This window comes from Burkholderia paludis (genome assembly GCF_000732615.1).
Taxonomy (GTDB): domain Bacteria; phylum Pseudomonadota; class Gammaproteobacteria; order Burkholderiales; family Burkholderiaceae; genus Burkholderia; species Burkholderia paludis.
Window position 1 is genome coordinate 235,689 of record NZ_JPGL01000005.1, and the last position, 17,153, is coordinate 252,841.

Sequence of the window (17,153 nt, forward strand, 5' to 3'; positions counted from 1 at the left end):
GAATCGGTCAGAACATAGTCTCCGGCAGTGCAACATGCACGTCGTAACTGGTTGCCTTAAATAATATTGACTAAGCAATCAATTTTCAAGATACTGGGCGCGTCTTAATCTGAAACGCACTGTTGCTGCGCGCGCAATCGTATGACCGGCGGCCTCTACGATCCCGAGAACATCGCGCTGGAAACGAGCCTCGGCTATTACCTGTCGAAGGCCAAGCAGGCGCTCGTCGAGCGGATGGACCGTGCGCTCGAGCCGCTCGACCTCACCGCGCAACAGATCGGTGTGATCCTGCTGCTGTCGCGCGGCTACGCGCGTACGCCGTTCGAGCTGTCCCGCAAGATGGCGTACGACAGCGGCTCGATGACGCGGATGCTCGACCGGCTCGAACGCAAGGGGCTGATCGCGCGTTCGCGCAGCGAGCAGGATCGCCGGATGATCGAGCTGACGCTGACCGAACGCGGCACCGACGCGGCCCGTGCGCTGCCGTCGCTGATCGCGACCGCGCTCAACGCGCAGCTCGACGGTTTCTCGGCCGACGAACTCGCGACGCTGACCGGCCTGCTGCAGCGCTTCATCGCCAACGGGCCCGGCACCGCCGGTTGTCCGAAGCCGGACGAAGCGGATCGTTGAGGCGCGCGGAGGCCCCATGTCCAAGTTAAGCGTCCGCTTATTTATCTGTCTGGGCAGAAGATGACAGGGCACGCGCTCCGCTTTTTCCCTTATCCATTCCACCCGGCCGGGCTGCGCTGCGGCGCACACCCGTGCGTTGTGCCGGCGCGTCGCGCGCGCCGCGTCTAGGAGATTCCGATGTCCGCCACCCCGGCATCCGCGGCCTCCCCCGCCGCCCAACCCGCGCCGCTGTCCGGCGGCGCCCTCGCGCTGCTCACCGTCGGGCTCGCGCTCGGCACCTTCATGGAGGTGCTCGACACATCGATCGCGAACGTCGCGGTGCCGACCATCTCCGGCAGTCTCGGCGTCGCGACGAGCGAAGGCACCTGGGTGATCTCGTCGTACTCGGTCGCGTCCGCAATCGCGGTGCCGCTCACCGGCTGGCTCGCGCGGCGTGTCGGCGAGGTGCGCCTGTTCACGCTGTCGGTGCTCGCGTTCACGGTCGCGTCGGCGCTGTGCGGCCTCGCGAACAACTTCGAGACGCTGATCGCATTCCGGCTGCTGCAGGGCCTCGTGTCGGGGCCGATGGTGCCGCTGTCGCAGACGATCCTGATGCGCAGCTACCCGCCCGCGAAGCGCGGGCTCGCGCTCGGGCTATGGGCGATGACGGTGATCGTCGCGCCGATCTTCGGCCCGCTGCTGGGCGGCTGGATCAGCGACAACTACACGTGGCCGTGGATCTTCTACATCAACCTGCCGATCGGCGTGTTCTCGGCGACCTGCGCGTTTTTCCTGCTGCGCGGCCGCGAGACGAAGACGTCGAAGCAGCGGATCGACGCAGTCGGCCTCGCGCTGCTCGTGATCGGCGTGTCGTGCCTGCAGATGATGCTCGACCTCGGCAAGGACCGCGACTGGTTCAATTCGTCGTTCATCGTCGCGCTCGCGCTGATCGCGGTCGTGTCGCTCGCGTTCATGCTGGTGTGGGAAGCGACCGAAAAGGAACCGGTGGTCGACCTGTCGCTGTTCAAGGATCGCAACTTCGCGCTCGGCGCGCTGATCATCTCGTTCGGCTTCATGGCGTTCTTCGGCTCGGTCGTGATCTTCCCGCTGTGGCTGCAGACGGTGATGGGCTACACCGCCGGCAAGGCCGGCCTGGCGACCGCGCCGGTCGGGCTGCTCGCGCTCGTGCTGTCGCCGCTGATCGGGCGCAACATGCACCGGCTCGACCTGCGGATGGTCGCGAGCTTTGCGTTCTGCGTGTTCGCGGGCGTATCAATCTGGAACTCGACGTTTACGCTCGACGTGCCGTTCAGCCACGTGATCCTGCCGCGGCTCGTGCAGGGGATCGGCGTCGCGTGCTTCTTCGTGCCGATGACGACCATCACGCTGTCGAGCATCCCCGACGAGCGGCTTGCGAGCGCGTCGGGGCTGTCGAACTTCCTGCGCACGCTGTCGGGCGCGATCGGCACCGCGGCCAGTTCGACGTTCTGGGAGAACGACGCGATCTACCACCACGCGCGGCTGTCGGAATCGGTGAGCGTGTATGCGCAAAGCACGACCGACTACCAGGGCGCGCTGTCGCAGCTCGGCGTCGTCGGCCAGACCGCCAACGCGCAGCTCAACCAGATCGTCACGCAGCAGGGCTTCATGATGGCGACCAACGACTTTTTCCTGCTGTCGGCGTTCATGTTCGGCGCGCTCGCGGTGCTCGTATGGATCACGAAGCCGAAGAAGGGCGCGGGGCCGGCGATGGGGCATTGAAATCGGCAGGGCTGACGGCTGCCGCACACAGCGGAAGGGCTGGCCTTGCTTGCTCCCCTTGATTGAACCAAGCAAGCCAATTACTTGAACTTGGTTCAATTGGAGGGGGCGATGCATACCTACAGCACGCACGACGCGAAGACGAACCTGTCGCGTTTGATCGACGAAGCCGTTCATGCCGGCGAGCCGTTCGTGATCGCGAAAGCCGGCAAGCCGCTCGTCAAGGTGGTCCCGATCGATACGCCGGATCCCGTCCGGCCGATCCGGATCGGCTTCATGAAGGGGTAGATCCGTGTCCCGGACGATTTCGACACCATGGGAAGCGACGAAATCGGCAAGCTGTTCGAGGGTGACGCATGAACTTGCTGCTCGATACACGTCTGCTTCTTCGGGCGGCAGCCGGTGCGGCCGAGCTGCCCGTCCGCGCCAGTGCACTCACCGAGGATCCCGCCTGTCCGCCGCTTTTCGGCGTTGCGAGCCTTCGAGAGATCGTCATCAAGCGTGGACTGGATCGCGACGCTTTCCAGGTGGACACAAACGTGTTCCGTCGCAATCTCCTCGATGTCGGCGACGTGGAATTGCCGATCACGAGCCCACACGCACTGGCGGTCGAACAACTGCCGTCGATCCGCCGCGACCCGTTTGACCGTCTGCTGGTCGCGCAGGCGATCTCGGAAGGCATTGCGCTGCTCGCGCACGAGACCATACCGTCGCCCGCTATCCGGGGCCGATCCAGCACGTCTGATTGCACCGGGCATCGCCCGGGCGTCACTCCCTCGCCCGCAACCCGCCGAACGCCAGATCGTCGCCGGGCGCGATCGGCAGCGTCGCTCGCGCCACGTCCAGCCACGCGCGCGCCGCGTGCGACAGGTAGCCCTTCTTCAGCCAGCCGAGCGCGATCGCCCACGTGATTTCCGGCTCGACGATCGGCCGGCAGGTGAACTGGCCGGCGTCGAGCCGCCGGCAATACGGTTCGGGCAGCAGCGCAATGCCGACACCCGCATGCACGAGCGCGGCCATGAAATCCCAGTGGCCGCTGCGGCTGACGATCGACGGCGTGAAACCGGCCAGCCGGCACGCGTCGAGCACCGCGTCGTGCAGCGCCAGGCTTTCCGCATAGAACACGAACGACTCGCGCGCGAGATCCGCGAGCGGCACGGCCGCGTGATCCTCCCAGCGCGACTCGCGCGGGGCGACCAGCCACAGCGGCGCGCGCACCATCGGCAGCCGCTCGAACGTGCCGGGATCGACCGGCTCCAGCAGCCCGCCGAGCTCCAGCTCGCCCGACGTCAGCGCCGCCTCGATCATCCGCGCGCCCTGCTCGAACAGCTTCAGCTCGATGTTCGGGTAGCGCTGCTTGTACGCGGCGATGATCGGCGTGAACAGCGATCCGCCGAGCGGCGGGATGCCGATCGTCAGCTCGCCGCGCCCGAGCGTGCCGAGATCGTTCAGCTCCGACTGCAGTTGCGCCTGCGCGGCGAGCACGTCCTGACCGCGCTGGAACACGATCCGCCCCGCGTCGGTCAGCACCATCTGCCGGCCGTCGCGCAGCAGCAGCGGCGAGCCGATCTCGTCCTCGAGCGCCTTCACCATCTTGCTGATGGTCGGCTGGGTCACGAACAGCCGGTCGGCCGCCGCGGTGAAGCTCTGCTGACGGACCACCTCGACGAAGTACCGCAGCGCGCGCAATTCCATCGATCACTCCCCAGATTGGTGCGACACGCACCAGTGAATTCCGAATTGGAATAACAAGGATAGAGACAAGTCATTTTATTTATGGTTAGGGGAAACCCTATACTCACACCATCGACGCAATATCTGTATGGAGCCCGCCATGACCAAGCCGACCACCACTGCCGCTGCCCGCCCCGCCGCTTCCGGCAGCATGGCGCGCACGGGCCGGATCGCGCTGCAATCCGCCGCGCTCGGTGCGCTGTGGCTGGCGGTCGACTGGGCCGTGCGCAAGGTCGGGCTGCCGATCCCGTCCGGCGTGATCGGCCTCGCGGTGCTCCTCGTGCTGCTGTTCTCGGGCCGTGTCGCGCCCGCCTGGGTGAAGGACGGCGCGAACTGGCTGCTGTCCGACATGCTGCTGTTCTTCGTGCCGGCCGCGGTCGCGGCCGTGCAGTACGGCGGGCTGTTCCGCGAGGACGGCTGGCGCATCGCGCTGGTGATGCTGGCCGGCACCGCGTTCGTGATGGTCGCGGTGGCCGTCGCGGTCGACCTCGCCGCAAAGCTCGAGCGCCGGCTCGCCGCGCAGCGCGTGTTCGCCGAGCGCCGCCGCGCGCGCCTGAGCGCCGTGTCGGCCCACTGAGCCGGAGCCGACCATGCTCGCCGCCCTGTCCAGTCTGTTCGCCGACCATGCGAACACCGCGATCTCGTTCGGCTGCTTCGTGCTGACGATCGTGCTGTATTTCGCGTCGAAGCGGCTCTACGCGTACAAGAAAACGCTGCTGTTCTCGCCGCTCGTGTTCGTGCCGGGCGTGCTGGTGCTGCTCGTCCTGCTGACCGGCATCCCGTATTCGGTCTACTTCCGCGACACGCGCTGGCTGATGTGGCTGCTCGGCCCGGCGACCATCGCGTTCGCGGTGCCGATCTACGACTATCGGGACCTGATCCGCCGCCACTGGCTGTCGCTGTCGGTGGGCGTCGCGGTCGGGATCGGCGCCGGCGTGTGCGGGTCGCTGCTGCTCGCGAAGCTGCTGCACCTGTCGCCCGAGCTGCAGCGCTCGCTGATGACGCGCTCGGTGTCGACGCCGTTCGCGCTCGCCGTATCGGACAAGATCCACGCGCCGAAGGACCTCACCGCGCTGTTCGTGATCGCGACCGGCATCATCGGGATGCTGCTCGGCGAGATCGTGCTCGCGCTCGTGCCGATGCGCACGCGGCTCGCGCGCGGCGCGCTGTTCGGCGCGGCCGCCCACGGCGTGGGCACCGCGAAGGCGCGCGAGATCGGCAGCGAGGAAGGCGTCGTGTCGAGCCTCACGATGATGATCGCGGGCGTCGCGATGGTGCTGATCGCGCCCCTCCTGACGCTGCTGCCGATCTGACCGGCCGCGCCGGGCGGCCGCCGCCCGCCGCGCGTGCCCGACTGCCCTGACCGCCCCGATCCCTCCCGCCGCGCGGGGCCAGACCGCCCTGCGCCGCCGGCCCTACCCTGCATCCGGCCGACGCCCGCCCGACAATCGGCTGAGATAGCCGCAATTCCCCCCTCTTTTCCGCCCATCGGGCTCGGCCCGGATGCCGAACAATGCATGCTACGAGACATCACGCACGCATTCACATGGCCTCCACGACCGCAAACCCGACCGCCGACAAGCCGGCTTCGTCCGGCAAGTTCAAGCGCATTGCGCTCATCGCCGTCATCGCGCTGGGCGCGGCGGCCGCCGCTGCCGGCGGCATGTACGTGTTCCTGAGCAAGGAAGGCGTCGGCCATGCGGGCGCGCCCGCCGCGCCGCCGCCGCTCGCCGTGCCGGTGTTCTTCCCGCTCGACCCGCTGACCGTGAACCTGCAGTCCGACGACGGCGCGCAGCACTACCTGCGCGTCGGCCTGTCGCTGAAGCTCACCGATCCGAAGGCGCAGGAGCAACTGACCGCGCGGATGCCGGAGATCCGCAGCCGGATCCTGCTCGCGCTGTCGAACAAGCATCCCGAGGATCTCGCGACGCCGGACGGCAAACGTACGCTCGCGAAGGAACTGCGGGAGCTGATCGAGCAGCCGACGCAGCCGGGCAACCAGCGCGCGAAGGTTGACGACGTGCTGTTCACCGAGTTCGTCGTCCAGTAACGCGGCCGCGAAAGGAGCGCGTATGGGTCACCAGGAGTTCATGTCCCAGGAGGAGGTCGATGCCCTCCTCAAGGGCGTCACGGGCGAATCCGATTCGGTCGACGAGCAGCGCGACACGTCGGGCGTCCGCCCCTACAACATTGCGACGCAGGAGCGGATCGTCCGCGGCCGGATGCCCGGCCTCGAGATCATCAACGACCGCTTCGCGCGCCTGCTGCGGATCGGCATCTTCAACTTCATGCGGCGGACGGCGGAAATTTCCGTCAGCCAGGTGAAGGTGCAGAAGTACAGCGAGTTCACCCGCAACCTGCCGATCCCGACGAACCTGAACCTGGTGCACGTGAAGCCGCTGCGCGGCACGTCGCTGTTCGTGTTCGACCCGAACCTCGTGTTCTTCGTCGTCGACAACCTGTTCGGCGGCGACGGGCGCTTTCACACCCGCGTCGAAGGCCGCGATTTCACGGCCACCGAGCAGCGGATCATCGGCAAGCTGCTGAACCTCGTGTTCGAGCACTACACGGTCGCCTGGAAGAGCGTGCGGCCGCTGCAGTTCGAATTCGTGCGCTCGGAGATGCACACGCAGTTCGCGAACGTCGCGACGCCGAACGAGATCGTCATCGTCACGCAGTTCTCGATCGAATTCGGGCCGACCGGCGGCACGCTGCACATCTGCATGCCTTACTCGATGATCGAGCCGATCCGCGACGTGCTCAGTTCGCCGATCCAGGGCGAAGCGCTCGAGGTCGACCGCCGCTGGGTGCGGGTGCTGTCGCAGCAGGTGCAGGCCGCCGAGGTCGAGCTGAGCGCGAATCTCGCCGAGATCTCGTCGACCTTCGAGAAGATCCTGAACCTGCGCGCGGGCGACGTGCTGCCGCTGGAGATCGAGGACACGATCACCGCGAAGGTCGACGGCGTGCCGGTGATGGAATGCGGCTACGGAATTTTCAATGGTCAATATGCGCTGCGCGTGCAGAAGATGATCAGCGCGGGCGATTCGATGAAGGAAGGTGGATATGAGTGAGCTGAACCAGACGCCCGAAGACGACGCGCAAGCGATGGCCGATGCGGCCCTCGCGGCCTCGGCCGCCGCCGCGCAGGCGGCCCCGACCCCGGCCGCGGCGGAAGAGGATCCCGGCCTGGACGACTGGGCCGCCGCGCTGGCCGAGCAAAACCATCAGCCGGTGCAGGCGGGCGCGACGGGCGCAGGCGTGTTCCAGCCGCTGTCGAAGGCCGCGGCAAGCTCGACGCACAACGACATCGAGATGATCCTCGACATCCCGGTCAAGATGACCGTGGAGCTCGGCCGCACCAAGATCGCGATCCGCAACCTGCTGCAGCTCGCGCAGGGTTCGGTGGTCGAGCTGGACGGCATGGCCGGCGAGCCGATGGACGTGCTCGTGAACGGCTGCCTGATCGCCCAGGGCGAAGTGGTGGTCGTCAACGACAAGTTCGGCATCCGCCTGACCGACATCATCACGCCGGCCGAACGCATCCGGAAGCTGAATCGGTGAAAGCAGTCATGTCCGGCCGCCGCGTGCGCGTCGCTTGCGCGGCGGCTTCGGCCGTCGCCGCGTCGCTTGCCTGCGCGCCGGCCGGCGCCGCCGACATGAACGCGGTGAACAACCCCGGCTCGATCGCGTCGAGCGTGATGGTCGGTTCGGCCGCGCCGTCGCTCGGCATCGGCGCGGTGCTGCAGACGCTCGTCGGGCTCGCGGTCGTGATCGGCCTCGTGTTCGCCTGCGCGTGGCTCGCGCGCCGCTTCGGCTTCCAGCCCGCGCGGCGCGGCGGCCCGCTGAAGGTGGTCTCGAGCGTCGCGGTCGGCGCGAAGGAAAGCGCGACGATCGTCGAGATCGGCGACACCTGGCTCGTGCTCGGCGTCGCGCCCGGCAACGTCAGGCTGCTGCATACGCTGCCGGCCGGTTCGGCGGCGGCCACGGCTTCGGCGCCGGCCGACGCACCCGCCGGCGCGGCACCGTCCGAAGGCGGCCTGCCCGGCACGTTCGGCTCGCGATTTCGCGACGCACTCGCCGGCGAAGCCGCGAAACGCCTCGGTCGCGACAAGGACCGCTGACATGGCGGCGCGCCCTCTTTCCGTACCCGCATTCCGATGAAACACGAATTCCTGCGTCGCGCGGCGCGCGTCGCGCCCGTGCTGATCCTCTGCCTCGCCCCCGCGCTCGCGCTCGCGCAGGCCAACGGCCTGCCCGCGTTCAACACGAGCCCGGGCCCGCACGGCGGCACCACGTATTCGCTGAGCGTGCAGACGATGCTGCTGCTCACGATGCTGTCGTTCCTGCCGGCGATGCTGCTGATGATGACGAGCTTCACGCGCATCATCATCGTGCTGTCGCTGCTGCGCCAGGCGCTCGGCACCGCGACGACGCCGCCGAACCAGGTGCTCGTCGGCCTCGCGATGTTCCTCACCTTCTTCGTGATGTCGCCGGTGCTCGACCGCGCGTACAACGACGGCTACAAGCCGTTCTCCGACGGCTCGATGCCGATGGAGCAGGCCGTGCAGCGCGGCGTCGCGCCGTTCAAGACCTTCATGCTGAAGCAGACCCGCGAGACCGATCTCGCGCTGTTCGCGAAGATCTCGAAGGCCGCGCCGATGCAGGGCCCCGAGGACGTGCCGCTGTCGCTGCTGGTGCCCGCGTTCGTCACCAGCGAGCTGAAGACCGGCTTCCAGATCGGCTTCACCGTGTTCATCCCGTTCCTGATCATCGACATGGTCGTCGCGAGCGTGCTGATGTCGATGGGGATGATGATGGTGTCGCCATCCACCGTGTCGCTGCCGTTCAAGCTGATGCTGTTCGTGCTGGTCGACGGCTGGCAGCTGCTGATCGGCTCGCTCGCGCAGAGCTTCTCGTAAGTGGCGGAGGAATACGCGCGATGACGCCCGAACAAGTCATGACCCTTGCGCACCAGGCGATGATGGTCGGCCTGCTGCTCTCCGCCCCGTTGCTGCTGGTCGCGCTCGCGGTCGGCCTCGTCGTGAGCCTGTTCCAGGCCGCGACGCAGATCAACGAGGCGACGCTGTCGTTCATCCCGAAGCTGCTCGCGGTCGCCGCGACGCTGGTGATCGCCGGCCCGTGGATGCTGACGACGATGCTCGACTACCTGCGGCAGACGCTGCTGCACGTCGCGACGCTCGGCGCCGGCTGAGCCGCGCGCATTCGCACGATCCGGCGGCGATGTTCTCGGTTACCTACGCGCAGCTCAACGGCTGGCTCACCGCGTTCCTGTGGCCGTTCGTGCGGATGCTGGCGCTCGTCGCGACGGCGCCCGTCGTCGGCCATGCCGCGGTGCCGGTGCGCGCGAAGATCGGCCTCGCCGCGTTCATGGCGCTGGTCGTCGCGCCGACGCTCGGCGCGATGCCGGACGTGACCATGTTCTCCGCGCAAGGCATCTGGATCCTCGTCACGCAGTTCCTGATCGGCGCCGCGATGGGTTTCACGATGCAGATCGCGTTCTCGGCCGTCGAGGCGGCGGGCGACTTCATCGGGCTGTCGATGGGGCTCGGCTTCGCGACCTTCTTCGATCCGCACACGAGCGGCGCGACGCCCGCGATGGGCCGCTTCCTGAACGCGATCGCGATGCTCGCGTTCCTGGCGGTGGACGGCCACCTGCAGGTGTTCGCCGCACTCGTCGCGTCGTTCCAGTCGCTGCCGGTATCGGCCGACCTGCTGCACGCGCCCGGCTGGCGCACGCTCGCCGGGTTCGGTGCGACCGTGATCGAGATGGGGCTGCTGCTCGCGCTGCCGGTGGTCGCTGCGCTGCTGATCGCGAACCTCGCGCTCGGCATCCTCAACCGCGCGGCGCCGCAGATCGGCGTATTCCAGGTCGGCTTTCCCGTGACGATGCTCGTCGGGCTGCTGCTCGTGCAGCTGATGATTCCGAACCTCGTGCCGTTCGTGTCGCACCTGTTCGACATGGGGCTCGACGCGATGGGGCGGGTACTGATCGGCTGGCGGTGATGCGTAGGTGATTCGTCACGAGATCGGGGTGCCGCCTCGGCCGGTTCATCGCGATCTCGTATCGGTTCAGGGCGCATTCGTCCGGCTAAATGGCGACGATTCTGCCGAGCGATCCAGAACTGATTCGATCGTCAGATGACGATACTCGCCAGCGTGTTGCGAGCAGCATGGGCGGTGGCGACGACCAAGAACGGACGGCCGCCGGGGTAATCACGCAGCACGAACGCTGTTGCGAAAATCAGGCCGCCCCATAAGGCAACTGTCACGTACAGGACGCTGTAGCCGTGCGTTGCACCGAACACAAGCGTTGAGGCACCAATGGCCGGCCAAACGCTCGCTCCGAATGCGCGGCGAATCAACCGAATGGGCAACCACTGGAAAAGAAATGTTTCCACTATCGGCGCAACGAGTGAGCCGACAAGCAGGCGAGTCAGTAGGTCGTGCCGCATTATTTCCGGTAGTGCACCGGACGATGGGCCAAACGGGAGTTCGAATACGAATTGGGCACCCCAGACGACAATGCCGGAAACGTACGTGAGAACCCAAGTCAGAAATGCCGAAACGAGCGCCGGGCCGCGCGAGATAATGCGAATCACGCTGCTGCCAAGACAATTTTCCATTGCGATTCATCAATCATTAAAAAGGAATTTTTTAGATAAAATTCCATCAATGAAAATTCTCGAAAAATGTGACGCTTGAGGTTCTCTGACAAACCTCGAGACGGCCTCTGCCTGGCTCTCCAAAGTGAACGGCGCCACCAAAGTGTCGATAAAATAACTGGATTTTATATTAAAATTAATCATGTGAATTCACCTCCAACAATGTCGCCTCACCATCCCGCATGAATTCTTCGATTGGTCAGGGAAAAGGATGATATTTACAGGGGTGAGCCAAATGCTCCAGGCTCTTGTTTGAACAATAGTCCTAAGTAAACTGCCGAATCTGTAGCAAAACATCCATTTTTTGTGGATGACGCTGCTTGCCGAAAGCAGGCCAGGCGTTGACCGCCGCCAACGTCGGCACGCTAGTGCCGCGGTTGCGCCCGTCCAGGCTTGTCAAACTGTCGATGTGTTTGCTGGTGATTGTGTTTCGCTCCGACCGGACTACCTCGGCGCGTTCCTGTGCAACAACGCGCACGCCGATGCTTTGCCCGGCGTGCCGCTATTTCCGCTCGGCGCTCCGTCGCATCGCACCGTTCGCAAGCCTGCCGGCACCCGTCCGAAATTGGACGAACGGCGATATCGTGCCGCTCCCCGCCACTGAATAATCTCCGCTTTGCGGCGCGACTTCGCCGCGGTTCTCGCGACCGTCAGGCAGCGGCGCGTACAGGCAGATGATCTCAACACGATTCCTCCGGCTGGTGGCCGTTCTCGGCTGGCTTGGCGCCGTATGGCCGGCGCACGCGGCCGACCTGCTCGACGCGGTAAACGCGGCACTGCGCTTCGATGCCGGCATCGGCGCGGCACGCAACGCGCAGCTCGCGGGCCGCGAGAAACGCTGGCAAGGTCTCGCCGGCCTGCTGCCGCGCGCGGAGCTCAACGGCAACTACACGAAGCAGGACCAGCCCACCGCGTCGTATGCGGCGGCGGTCCGCCGTCACAGCGCCGCCGCCGTCCTTACCCAGCCGCTGTTCGACGTGGCCCGCGTCGCCGATTTCAAGCGTGGCGGCACACTGGCCGACCAGGCCGACATCGAGTACGAGAAAGCCTGGCAAGCGCTGATCAACGATGTCGCCAATGCCTATTTCGACGTGCTGTACGGACGCGAGGTACTGCAGGCGGCCGAAGCCGCGCAGCAGGCGTTCCGCACCCAGTTCGACCAGGCGCAGGCCGCGCTGCGGCTCGGCGACGGCACGCGCACCGACGTCGACGAGGCGCGCGCGAATCTCGACGAAGCGCTCGCGCGCAAGGTGGGCGCGCAAACCGATCTGGCGGTCGCGAACGGCACGCTGCAGCGGCTGACCGGCCTGAGCGACGCTGAACTCGAGCCGATCGCGTGGTCATGCGCCCGGCAGGCGGCGCCATCCGACCTCATGGCCGCGATGGACGAAGCGGCCCGCGACAACGTCGACGTGCGGATCGCCGGCAAGCAGCTCGACCAGTCGCAGGCCGACATCGTCGCGGCGGCGGGCGCGCACCTGCCGGTCGTGAACCTGCAGGCGAGCTACGGCACGAACTGGAGCCGCGGCGCCAACGAGAACGGGCTCGACACGATCTTCGGCACGACGTCGAAAACGCGCTCGTCGACGATCGGCGTGACGGTCACGATCCCGCTGTTCGCCGGCGGCGGCCCGCTGTCGGCAAGCCGGGAGGCCTACCGCCGGCGCGATCAGGCGCGCGACGTGCTCGAGGATGCGCGCCGCAAGGCCCGCGAACAAGCCCGGGCCGCCTATCTCGGCATCACCAACGGCCTCGCGCTGATCCGCGCGCAGGAGCGCGCGCTCGCATCGGCCGACGGCAAGGTGAAGTCGACCCGCCTCGGGCGCGAAGTCGGGCTGCGCACGCAGATCGACGAGCTGAATGCGCAGCAGCGCTATTTCGAAGCGATCCGCGATCTCGCCGACGCCCGCTACCGCTATCTGCGGGCGCGACTACGACTGTCCACAGCGCTTGGCGCACTCGGCGACGGCGACATTGCCGCCATCGCGTGCCGCGCCGACAGCCGGCCCCCCGTCGCTGGAAGCCGCTCATGACCGATTCCCTGTTCCGCCAGGAAGCGCTCGATGCGACCCGGCACAAGCTGATGGGTACGGTGAGCCTGTATTCGCCGCCCTGGCGCTGGCTGACGATCGGGATCGCGGCCGCGCTGACGCTCGCGGTCGTCGCGTTCTTCGTGTTCGGCAGCTATACGAAGCGCGAGCGCGTGGCCGGCCAGTTGTTGCCGGAAAAAGGCCTGCTGACGGTTGCGCCGCCGATCACCGGCACCGTGATCGGCATGCGCGTGCGCGAAGGACAGGCAGTGGCGGCCGGCGGGGAACTCATGGCGATTTCCGCCGAAGTGGCGACCGAACTGGGCGGCACGCGCGAAACGGTCGCGCGGCAGTTGAAGTTTCAGCGTTCGCGCCTGGAAACCGATCTCGCCGGCCAGTCGCAACTGGGCACGGAAGCGCAGCGCGGCCTGCGGGCGCGCGCCGCGGCGCTGGAAGACCAGCTGGTGCAGATCGCGCGGCAGAACACGCAGCGGCGGCGTCAGGCCGAGCTCGCGCAACGGCAGCTCGACAAGCTGCAGTCGATGCGCGCGCAAGGTTACGCGTCGAACAGCCAGGTCGAGCAGCAGGAGGGCGTACTGCTCGACGCGCAGGCACGGCTGCAGGAGCTTGCCCGCCAGCGGCTCGACGTCGGGCAGCAGCTCGACCAGACCCGCCAGCAACTGCGCGAGCTGCCGCTCACCACCCGCAATCAGCAGAACGACATCGAGCGCAAGCTCGCGGATGTCGACCAGTCGATCGCCGAGAACGAGGCGCGTCGCGCGGTCATCTTGCGCGCGCCGCAGGCCAGCGTCGTGGCCGCGCTGCTCGTGAAACCCGGGCAGATCGTCAACGCGGGCCAGTCGGCCGTGTCGCTGCTGCCGCAAGGCGCGCCGCTCGAGGCGCAGCTGATGGTGCCGAGCCGCGCGATCGGCTTCGTGCGCACCGGCGCGCGCGTCGTGCTGCGCTACGAGGCCTACCCGTTCCAGAAATTCGGCCAGCAGTTCGGGCGCGTGACCGAGGTGTCGCGTACCGCGCTGTCGCCGCAGGAAGTCGCGCATCTGACCGGGCGCACCAACGTGCCGGAGCAGCTGTACCGCGTCGTCGTCGCGCTCGATCGCCAGGACATCGTCGCATACGGCAGGCACGAGCCGCTGCGGCCCGGGATGGCGCTCGAGGCCGACGTGCTGATCGACCGGCGCCGGTTGATCGAGTGGGTGCTGGAGCCGCTGTATGCGCTCGGCCGCCGCGTGTCGGCCTGACGCGCGCCTTCAACGGATTCGTTACGGAGCCCCCCAATCATGAAATGGATCGACGCGCTGCAATTCGGCTGGCGCCGCCGCCTGCCGGTGATCCTGCAGACGCAGGCCGCCGAGTGCGGCCTCGCGTGCGTCGGGATGGTCGCGAGCCACTACGGCCATGACCTCGACCTCGTCAGCCTGCGCCGGCGCTTCAGCCCGTCGCTGAAGGGGGCGACGCTCAACGACGTGATGCTGATCGCGTACCGGCTCGGCCTCGCATCGCGCGCGTTGCGGCTCGATCTCGACGAGCTCGGCAAGCTGCGCCGCCCGTGCATCCTGCACTGGGACATGAATCACTTCGTCGTGTTGAAAGCCGTGTTGCGCAACCGGATCACCATCCACGATCCCGCCCGCGGATGCCGCGACGTGCCGCTTGCCGAAGTGTCCGAACACTTCACCGGGGTCGCGCTCGAGCTGATGCCGTCGCCGTCGTTCGAGCGGACGCAGGCGCGCGAAGCGATCTCGATGGCGAAGCTCGTCGGCAGCGTGACAGGCATCCGTACGACGTTCGCGCAGGTGCTGCTGCTGTCCGCGGCGCTGGAAGTGTTCGGCATCGTCACGCCGTTCTACATGCAGTGGGTGATGGACCAGGTGCTGGTGTCCGCCGATGCGGACCTGCTGACGCTGCTCGGCATCGGCTTCCTGCTGGTCGTGCTGTTCCAGAACGCGGTATCGGCGTTGCGCGCGTGGGTGGTAACGTGGTTCTCGAGCCTGCTCGGCGTGCAGTGGACCGCCAACGTCTGCGCGCACCTGCTCCGGCTGCCGATGGCGTATTTCGAGCAGCGCCACATCGGCGACGTGGTGTCGCGATTCGGCGCGATCAACACGATCCAGACGACGCTGACCACCCAGTTCATCGGCGCGCTGCTCGACGGCGTGATGGCAATCGCGACGCTCGCGATGCTGTTCGTCTACAGCCCGGCGCTCACCTGGCTGGTGCTCGGCCTGTTTGCTGCGTACGGCGCGATTCGCTGGATCGCGTACCGGCCGTTCCGGCAGGCGAATGAGGAGCAGATCGTCCATGCGGCACGCGCCCAGTCGAACCTGCTCGAATCGATTCGCGGCGTGCAGGCGATCAAGCTTGCGAACAAGCAGGAGGCACGTGTCGCCACGTATGCGAACGCGGTCGTCGAGACCACCAACAAGCACGTCGCGATCGAGCGGCTGTCGATCGGCTTCTCGACGGTGCAGGGCGTGATTTCCGGTGCGGGGCGCGTGGCGCTCGTCTGGCTCGCGGCGAAGCAGGTGCTCGACGGGCAGTTCTCGGCCGGGATGCTGGTCGCGTTCGTCAGTTTTTCCGACCAGTTCATGACGCGCGGCGCCGGGCTGGTCGGCACGCTGATCGACTTCAGGATGCTGCGCCTGCACGGCGAGCGTCTCGCCGACATCGTGCTGACCGACGTCGAAACCGACATGGAGGCAAAGGTCGCGCAATCGACGGAGGCTGGTTGCGCGACGCCGCCTGCGATCGACGTGCGCGACGTGCGGTTCCGCTACGCGGAAACGGAACCGTGGGTGCTCGACGGCTGCTCGTTCTCGATCGCGCCCGGCGAATCGGTCGCGCTGGTCGGCCCGTCGGGCCAGGGCAAGACGACGATGGCGAAGCTGCTGCTCGGCCTGCTCGCGCCGGAGCACGGCAGCGTGGAAGTCGACGGCATCGACATCCGCAAGCTGGGCCTGCACCCGTATCGCGACCGGATCGGCTGCGTGATGCAGGACGACATCCTGTTCGCGGGCTCGATCGCCGACAACATCGGCTTCTTCGACCCGCAGCCCGACGACGCACGCATCGAACGGGCCGCGCGGCTTGCGCAGATCCACGACGACATCGCCTCGATGCCGATGGGCTACCGGAGTCTCGTCGGCGACATGGGGTCGTCGCTGTCCGGCGGGCAGTGCCAGCGCGTGCTGCTTGCCCGCGCGTTCTACCGCCAGCCGGCGATCCTGGTGCTCGACGAAGCGACGAGCCATCTCGACATCGAGCGCGAATCCCGGATCAACGACGCGGTACGCGCGATGAACGTCACGCGGATCATCATCGCGCACCGGCCGGAAACCATCCGCAGCGCGGACCGCGTGATCGAGATCGCGCGAGGCACGGCACGCGAACTGCCCGTCGGCGCCATCGTCATGCCCGAACCCGCTTAGCGCCGCGGGATGGCACGGTATGCCGCTGCCCGGCGGGCAACGCGACGGACGACACCGATCCGGCCCGGCGACACCGGCACACCGGCGGTCGCGAGGCTTCACGCGCATGCGTGCGTGGAATGAAGGGAGCGGCGGCGGGTTACACCTTCAGCGCAATCAGATCAGGCCGCTTTCGTACGCATAGCGGATCAGGTGAATGTTCGAATCGGCCTGCAGCTTGCACATCGCCGTGTATTTTTGCGTCGACACGGTGCTGACCGAGCGGCCGAGCTGCTTCGCGATGTCCTGCAGCGTATGGCCGGCCGCGAACAGCCGGACGACATCGAGTTCGCGGGCCGTGAGCGCCGTTTGCCGGCCGCTCCCGCCACGCTCGACGGCCGCCCGGGCCGACGGCGACAGGTAGCAGGCGCGGCCGGCGCCGAGCCGCCGGCATGCGTGGACGATCTCGTCGACCGGATCGTCCTTGCTGACGATCGCGGCCACGCCGAGCTTCCGCGCGGCCGCGAACACGCTCGGATTCGAGTGCGCGGTAAACATCACGCACCGCGTGCGCGGCGCGACATCGCGCAGCTTGCGCAGCAGCGGAAGGCCGTCGAGCGGCTGCTCGCCGCGGCTCATCGAATAATCGACTACCGCAATATCGATGGGAGATTGCGCCAGCGCGGCGATCAGTTCGCGGCCGCTACGGCAGAGGTGCATGAGGTGAAACGGCGGATGCAGACACAACAGTCGATGAAGCGATTCCAGCACGACAGGATGGTCGTCGGCCACGGCCACGGTCACTGTTTTCATAGGCTCAATCATGTCTTTCGAAAAATACGGCAACGCCCGTCGACGGGGTGTTGCCGCATGCGATAACACTCATGAGCCGAAGCGGGTGTTGGCCTGAA

17 protein-coding genes and 1 pseudogene are annotated in these 17,153 nt (G+C 67.0%); 15 read left to right on the forward strand and 3 right to left on the reverse strand.

The features are described 5' to 3' along the window. The first annotated feature begins 141 nt into the window (after positions 1 to 141). The 3 genes and pseudogenes from GQ56_RS0102470 (at position 142) to GQ56_RS39115 (ending at position 2,730) form a co-directional block, all read left to right on the forward strand. Positions 142 to 630, forward strand: a complete 489-nt coding sequence (locus tag GQ56_RS0102470; RefSeq protein ID WP_031397129.1) for a MarR family winged helix-turn-helix transcriptional regulator — start codon at positions 142 to 144, stop codon at positions 628 to 630. 177 nt (positions 631 to 807) lie between these two features. Beyond that, positions 808 to 2,370: a DHA2 family efflux MFS transporter permease subunit gene (locus GQ56_RS0102475; protein WP_031397130.1), complete on the forward strand. Its 1,563-nt coding sequence runs from the start codon at positions 808 to 810 to the stop codon at positions 2,368 to 2,370. A 111-nt stretch (positions 2,371 to 2,481) separates the two neighbouring features. Further along, positions 2,482 to 2,730 (forward strand): annotated as a pseudogene (locus GQ56_RS39115) (type II toxin-antitoxin system Phd/YefM family antitoxin). A gap of 408 nt (positions 2,731 to 3,138) precedes the next feature. Here GQ56_RS39115 and GQ56_RS0102485 read toward each other — a convergent pair. After that, a complete protein-coding gene (locus tag GQ56_RS0102485) occupies positions 3,139 to 4,065 on the reverse strand; it encodes a LysR family transcriptional regulator (RefSeq protein WP_031397131.1) in 927 nt (308 codons plus the stop codon). A 139-nt stretch (positions 4,066 to 4,204) separates the two neighbouring features. Here GQ56_RS0102485 and GQ56_RS0102490 point away from each other — a divergent pair, with 139 nt between their 5' ends. From GQ56_RS0102490 to fliR, 9 genes are all read left to right on the forward strand, one after another. Further along, positions 4,205 to 4,681 carry a CidA/LrgA family protein gene (locus GQ56_RS0102490; protein ID WP_031397132.1) on the forward strand — a complete coding sequence of 159 codons (477 nt, stop codon included), beginning with the start codon at positions 4,205 to 4,207 and terminating at the stop codon, positions 4,679 to 4,681. A gap of 13 nt (positions 4,682 to 4,694) precedes the next feature. After that, the gene (locus tag GQ56_RS0102495; protein WP_031397133.1) at positions 4,695 to 5,417 is read left to right on the forward strand and encodes an LrgB family protein; all 723 of its coding nucleotides are present in this window, start codon (positions 4,695 to 4,697) and stop codon (positions 5,415 to 5,417) included. 200 nt (positions 5,418 to 5,617) lie between these two features. Next, positions 5,618 to 6,154: a flagellar basal body-associated protein FliL gene (gene fliL / locus GQ56_RS0102500; RefSeq protein ID WP_052001606.1), complete on the forward strand. Its 537-nt coding sequence runs from the start codon at positions 5,618 to 5,620 to the stop codon at positions 6,152 to 6,154. 22 nt (positions 6,155 to 6,176) lie between these two features. Further along, positions 6,177 to 7,175, forward strand: coding sequence for a flagellar motor switch protein FliM (gene fliM, locus GQ56_RS0102505; RefSeq protein ID WP_031397135.1), 999 nt, complete (start codon positions 6,177 to 6,179; stop codon positions 7,173 to 7,175). Next, positions 7,168 to 7,665 carry a flagellar motor switch protein FliN gene (gene fliN / locus GQ56_RS0102510; protein ID WP_031397136.1) on the forward strand — a complete coding sequence of 166 codons (498 nt, stop codon included), beginning with the start codon at positions 7,168 to 7,170 and terminating at the stop codon, positions 7,663 to 7,665. The genes fliM and fliN overlap by 8 nt, the downstream gene beginning before the upstream one ends. Before the next feature lie 8 nt (positions 7,666 to 7,673). After that, the gene (gene fliO, locus GQ56_RS0102515) at positions 7,674 to 8,225 is read left to right on the forward strand and encodes a flagellar biosynthetic protein FliO (protein WP_031397137.1); all 552 of its coding nucleotides are present in this window, start codon (positions 7,674 to 7,676) and stop codon (positions 8,223 to 8,225) included. 36 nt (positions 8,226 to 8,261) lie between these two features. Further along, entirely contained in the window at positions 8,262 to 9,023 is a 762-nt protein-coding gene (gene fliP / locus GQ56_RS0102520) for a flagellar type III secretion system pore protein FliP (RefSeq protein ID WP_031397138.1), read from the forward strand. Positions 9,024 to 9,043: 20 nt separating this feature from the next. Then, entirely contained in the window at positions 9,044 to 9,316 is a 273-nt protein-coding gene (gene fliQ / locus GQ56_RS0102525; RefSeq protein WP_031397139.1) for a flagellar biosynthesis protein FliQ, read from the forward strand. Between the two features lie 29 nt (positions 9,317 to 9,345). Continuing rightward, positions 9,346 to 10,128 carry a flagellar biosynthetic protein FliR gene (gene fliR / locus GQ56_RS0102530; RefSeq protein WP_031397140.1) on the forward strand — a complete coding sequence of 261 codons (783 nt, stop codon included), beginning with the start codon at positions 9,346 to 9,348 and terminating at the stop codon, positions 10,126 to 10,128. A 131-nt stretch (positions 10,129 to 10,259) separates the two neighbouring features. Here fliR and GQ56_RS0102535 read toward each other — a convergent pair whose 3' ends face one another. Further along, on the reverse strand, positions 10,260 to 10,748 hold the full coding sequence (locus tag GQ56_RS0102535) for a CPBP family glutamic-type intramembrane protease (RefSeq protein ID WP_031397141.1): 489 nt from the start codon (positions 10,746 to 10,748) through the stop codon (positions 10,260 to 10,262). 713 nt (positions 10,749 to 11,461) lie between these two features. On the opposite strand from GQ56_RS0102535, the gene GQ56_RS0102540 reads away from it, so the two are divergent. Genes GQ56_RS0102540 through GQ56_RS0102550 form a run of 3 tightly spaced genes read left to right on the forward strand, consistent with a single transcriptional unit; the run spans position 11,462 to position 16,263 of the window. Next, positions 11,462 to 12,820 carry a TolC family outer membrane protein gene (locus tag GQ56_RS0102540; protein WP_031397142.1) on the forward strand — a complete coding sequence of 453 codons (1,359 nt, stop codon included), beginning with the start codon at positions 11,462 to 11,464 and terminating at the stop codon, positions 12,818 to 12,820. Next, positions 12,817 to 14,076 (forward strand): HlyD family secretion protein, encoded by a 1,260-nt coding sequence (locus tag GQ56_RS0102545; RefSeq protein WP_031397143.1) that lies wholly within the window; start codon positions 12,817 to 12,819, stop codon positions 14,074 to 14,076. The genes GQ56_RS0102540 and GQ56_RS0102545 overlap by 4 nt, the downstream gene beginning before the upstream one ends. Positions 14,077 to 14,115: 39 nt before the next feature. Beyond that, entirely contained in the window at positions 14,116 to 16,263 is a 2,148-nt protein-coding gene (locus GQ56_RS0102550) for a peptidase domain-containing ABC transporter (RefSeq protein ID WP_031397144.1), read from the forward strand. Positions 16,264 to 16,419: 156 nt separating this feature from the next. Here the strand turns inward: GQ56_RS0102550 and GQ56_RS0102555 are convergent, their stop codons facing one another. Further along, on the reverse strand, positions 16,420 to 17,055 hold the full coding sequence (locus GQ56_RS0102555; RefSeq protein ID WP_235212608.1) for a response regulator transcription factor: 636 nt from the start codon (positions 17,053 to 17,055) through the stop codon (positions 16,420 to 16,422). Between the last annotated feature and the right edge of the window lie 98 nt (positions 17,056 to 17,153).